General features: G+C 66.2%; 1 protein-coding gene and 1 pseudogene. Both read right to left on the bottom strand.

Annotation, left to right across the window (positions count from 1 at the left end):
• A pseudogene (locus HX846_RS38160) lies at positions 1–338 on the bottom strand (hypothetical protein); the annotation flags it as partial.
• An 11-nt stretch (positions 339–349) separates the two neighbouring features.
• Positions 350–665 (bottom strand): FimD/PapC C-terminal domain-containing protein (locus tag HX846_RS38155; protein ID WP_306173213.1); only part of this gene is annotated, 316 nt, incomplete at its 5' end.

The following is a 665-nucleotide window of genomic DNA, read 5'->3' as shown; positions in this document are numbered from 1 at the left end:
TGCCCGCTGGTCAACCCCAGTTCAACCGCCTGGCCGTCGAGTACCGCATCGCTGATGTGCACGCGGTAACTGCCACGCTCGGTAAAGCGGTAGCGCTCGGCGGTCGCGGCCAGGGCCCGGTAGAACACGTGCATATCGGTGGGCGTCGGGCAGTTCAGGTTGAGGCTCAGGCGGCGTTCTCCCAGCAGGATTTCTGCGCCGGGGTTGCGCTGCACGGCGCGGTTCATCACGCCGAAATCCAGGCGCGACTGGCTTAGGGTCAGTTGGCATTCGTCGGCGTGCGCCCGGCTCTGGACGATGGCGCCCAGGGCCAATCCCAGCAGTAACAATCGCTTCATCACAGTCTTCCTCATGGCGTCACACAACGCGCCGGGGCGGTTTCGAAATACACCTGCGGGTCGGCTTTTTCCGCGAGTTCAACCTGTAGTTCACAGCGGCTCATGCCCGGTGCCTTGACCCACAGGGGGCGTGGGTCCAGCACGTTCGGCAGGAACACCTGGCTGCCTTCCTGCACCAGGGTCACGAACTCGCCCTCGGCGGTACTCACCGTGGCGCCACGGGGCAGTGGCGTACCGTGGTCGGTTGCCACCGTGAGCAAGGCGCGACGGGTCAGGGCCACGCCGAATTCCACGCGATCCACCGCGCCGCGCCCGGCGCTGATGACG

The organism is Pseudomonas sp. K5002, assembly GCF_013386655.1.
Lineage (GTDB): Bacteria > Pseudomonadota > Gammaproteobacteria > Pseudomonadales > Pseudomonadaceae > Aquipseudomonas.
The sequence above is the reverse complement of the archived record's forward strand: the minus strand, read 5'-3'. Positions and strand labels throughout refer to the sequence as shown.